The 4,050-nt window shown below is 69.2% G+C and carries 3 protein-coding genes; all 3 read left to right on the top strand.

The window, feature by feature from the left end:
* Nucleotides 1-691, top strand: a 691-nt coding sequence (locus RDU12_RS13460) for a cell division protein FtsQ/DivIB (RefSeq protein WP_308685118.1), incomplete at its 5' end; no start/stop codon positions are given.
* Between the two features lie 12 nt (nucleotides 692-703).
* Entirely contained in the window at nucleotides 704-2,032 is a 1,329-nt protein-coding gene (gene ftsA / locus RDU12_RS13455) for a cell division protein FtsA (RefSeq protein WP_308685116.1), read from the top strand.
* A gap of 220 nt (nucleotides 2,033-2,252) precedes the next feature.
* The coding region (locus RDU12_RS13450) for a Plug domain-containing protein (protein WP_308685114.1) at nucleotides 2,253-4,050 on the top strand (1,798 nt) is incomplete at its 3' end.

The following is a 4,050-nucleotide window of genomic DNA, read 5'->3' as shown; positions in this document are numbered from 1 at the left end:
AAATTATCTCAAGACCGCCTTCAGGAACATGAAGAAGCATCCCGGAACGACCCTGATCAACATCGCCGGCCTGGCCGTCGGCATGGGGCTGAAGCTGGAGAAGGTCTTCATCGAGGGCGAGTCCGCCGAGGCGACCGCCGCCATCCAGCGCGCCGTGCAGCTGAACGCCGACCAGGCCATGACCTCGATCGACCTCGACGCCGTGCGCGAGCGGGTCGAGGGCGTCGGCTGGGTCAAGGAGGCGCGGATCGTCCGCCTGCTGCCCAACACCCTGATCGTCCACGTCGTCGAGCACGACCGGCTGGCCATCTGGCAGGCCGGCGGGCGCAATATGGTCATCGACAGCCACGGGCAGGTGATCCGCGGCGCCGACGCCGGCCGCTATCCGAACCTGCCGCTGGTCGTCGGCAAGGGCGCCGAACAGGCCGCCGCCGAGGTGCTGCCGCTGATCGCCCAGCGTCCCCGTCTGATGGCTCGTCTGGAGGCGCTGGTGCGCGTCGACGAGCGCCGCTGGGACCTTCGTCTCAAAGACGGCAGCCTGATCCAGCTGCCGGCCGCCGATCAGGACGCGGCCCTGATCCAGCTGGACGCGCTGGACCAGCGCGAGCGGCTGCTGGAACTCGGGTTCGCCCGCATCGATCTCAGGACGCCCTCGGAGGTCGCCGTCCGGCCCTCCGCCGGCGACGCCTAGGCAGGACCCGGTATGGCTGGACGCGTTGTGGACAAGTCTGTGGATGGCGGAAAATCCGCCGCGGGGCGCGCGCCGGTCGTGGCGGCGCTGGACCTCGGCCAATCCAAGGTCGGCTGTTTCATCATGAAGCCCGACGGCGTGCGCCACGCCGACCGCACCATCCGGGTGGCGGGGGCGGGTCACGTCCAGTCGCGCGGCATTCGCGGCGGCGGCATCGTCAACATGGACGAGGCGGCCCAGGCCATCGGCCACGCCGTCGAACGGGCCGAGCGAGCCGCCGGCTCGCCGGTCTCGGGCGTGGTGGTGACCACCGCCATCGGCCAGATGGCCAGCCACCGGGTGCAGGCCCGTGTGTCGCTGGGCGCCAATCCGGTCGGCGACGCCGATCTGGCGCGCGCCATCGCCATGGCCCTGGCCCAGATCCGCCTGCCCAATCGCCGCCCGATCCATGTGTTGCCGATCGCCTGGTCGGTCGACGGGGCGAGGGGGGTGCACGATCCGCGCGCGATGAAGGGGCATTCGCTGGGGCTGGACCTGCTGGTGGTGTCGATGGCCGAGAGCGCCTTCACCGCCCTGAGCCACTGCCTCGAACTGGCGCATCTGGACCTGCAGGGCGTGGTGGCCGCGCCGGTGGCCTCGTCGCTGGCGGCGCTGGAAGACGACGAGATGGATCTTGGCTGCGTCTGCATCGACATGGGCGGCGGCGCGACCTCGGCCGCGGTCTGGGGCGGACGCTCGCTGCTGCACATCGAAAGCCTCAATGTCGGCGGCGACCACGTCACGGCCGACATCGCGCGCGGCCTGTCGACCTCGCGCGCCGGGGCCGAGCGGCTGAAGACGCTGCACGGCTCGGCCATGGCCTCGGCCAATGAGGACCGCGAGATGCTGGAGGCTCCGCCGCGCGGCGAGGATCCGTCCGCCGGCCCGGTGGTGGTGCCGCGCGCCATGCTGAAGACGGTGATCGCCCCGCGCGTCGAGGAGACGCTGGAGCTGCTGCGCGACCGGCTGCGCAACGCGGGGGTCGGGCTGGAGCCGGGCGCGGGCCTCGTGCTGACCGGCGGGGCCAGCCAGCTGAACGGGGTGCGCGAGCTTGCGGTGCGGGTGTTCGACAGGCCGGTGAGGCTGGGCAAGCCCCAGCGGGCGCCGCACCTAGCCGACGCCGCCTCGGGCCCGGCCTTCTGTTCGGCGGCCGGAGTTCTGCTGCGCGCCGCCTACGGTCCGCGCGAGGCTGTCTCGGCGCGGAAGCTCATGTCGCGTCAGATTACCGCAGCTGACGCCCCCCGGATGCACCGGGGCGGAATTGTGGCGCGGGCGGCCGGCTGGTTGCGAGAAAATCTGTAACAAAGCCAAGGGGCGACGGCCCCGGAACCCCGCTCTGGCCGCGTCTCATCCGCGTGGCGGCAGTGTGTCCAGATTGTTACAGACCCGGCCTCGATTGGCCGCCGAACGGCCACAATCCCTTGCCGCGGCGGGCTTTACTGCTAGCGTGCCAATTCGAAGCAGAGTCCGTCGGAAGACGGGCGAAGCATCTTGCATTCATCACCGGTTGGGGCCCCATCACATGCTTCTCAAGCGCAAGTTTCTCTTCGGCACGACGATCCTCGCGGGCGTCATGGCCGCCGCCGCTCCGGCCCTGGCTCAGGAAAGCCAGCTGCCCGGCGTCAACGTCCAGGGCCAGCAAGGCCAGGAGGCGACCGAGATTGAAGAGGTCGTCGTCACCGGTTCGCGTATCCGTCGTGACCCGGTCAACTCCCCGACCCCGCTGATCCAGGTTCAGCGCGAAGACCTGCTGAGCACCGGCCAGGCGACCGTGATCGACTATCTGGCCACCATCCCGGCCCTGTCGAACTCGCTGGTTCCGTCGGACACCACCGGCTCCAACCTGAACGACGGCGGCCTCGAGTTCGCCAACCTGCGCTCGCTGGGTTCGAACCGCACCCTGACCCTGATCGACGGCCGCCGCCACATCGGCTCGCAGGCCGGCACGCTGCAGGTCGACGTTTCGACCATCCCCCGCCTGCTGATCGAGAACATCGAGATCATCACCGGCGGCGCCTCGTCGGTGTACGGCGCCGACGCCGTCTCGGGCGTGCTGAACTACATCCTGCGCAAGGACTTCGAGGGTCTCGAGATCGACGCCAACTACGGCCAGCTGGTCCAGGGCGGCGCCGCGGACACCCGCCGCATCTCGGTTCTGGCCGGCGCCAACCTGCTGGACGACCGCCTGAACGTCTACGCCCACGGCGAGTATGAGCGGACCGAGGAGGTCTACTCCGAGCACCTCAACTGGCTGCGCGACGGCAGCATCGTCCTCGGCATCGACGCCGACCCGACCAACCAGGCGATCGGCCCGGTCAACGACGGCTTCCTCGACGTGGCGCAGTTCTACGGCGCCCGCCGCCTGGACCGCCCGACGTGGGGTTCGACCACCCTGGCCAACATGCAGCGGCCGAGCCGTCTCAGCGATCCGGACGTGCCGTTCGCCAACTGCCCCGGCCTGTCGACCTCGTCGAACTGTTTCGCCGTCGATCCGGCCTACACCTACTGGTATGACGGCCCGACCGCCCGCCTGGCCAACTTCGGCCAGCGCATCGGCGTCACCGGCGCCAACCGCCCGTTCAACATCGGCGGCGATGGCGAGGTCCAGAACCTGACGGCCTTCCAGCAGCGGTCGCGCGCTCCCTTCCAGGAGTCGGAGCGCTACCAGGCCGGCCTGACCTTCCAGATCTCGGACAACATCGAGTTCTACGCCGAAGGCAAATACACCACCGAAGACACCTTCGACGTCGGCCAGAAGTCCTTCTGGGACATCTACATCGGCGACTTCACCTTCGGCGGCGGCATCAACAGCGGCAGCTTCACCGGGCCGGGCCTGATCGCGGGCACCTCGCAGTTCTCGACCCGCACCGACAACGCCTTCCTGCCGGCCAATGTCGCCACGGCCATCCAGAACAACACCTTCGTCCGCTACAACGCGGCTACCGTCAACGCTGACGGCACGGTCGCCAACCCGGCCCAGTTCGCGCCGATCGCCGACCACCGCGGCTTCGGCATCGAGCGCAACCAGACCAACAACCGCGAGATCACCCGCTGGGTGGCCGCGCTGGAAGGCAACTGGGACCGCGTCGCCTTCGTCGACAACGTGAACTGGACCCTGTCCTACGTTCACGGCGAGATGAACAACATCAACCGCGAAGAGGGTCCGGACGCGATCCGCTTCGGTCACGCCATGGACTCGGTCGTCGACCTGGCCGGTGAAGTGAACGGCAACCCGGGCGAGATCGTCTGCCGCGTGCAGCTGCTGAACGCCCGCGGCATCCCGGTCATCGAGCAGAACCCGAACACGGCGACCACGGTCT

Source organism: Brevundimonas sp., from assembly GCF_031082345.1.
Classification (GTDB): domain Bacteria; phylum Pseudomonadota; class Alphaproteobacteria; order Caulobacterales; family Caulobacteraceae; genus Brevundimonas.
This window is presented reverse-complemented; position numbering and strand designations above follow the sequence as displayed.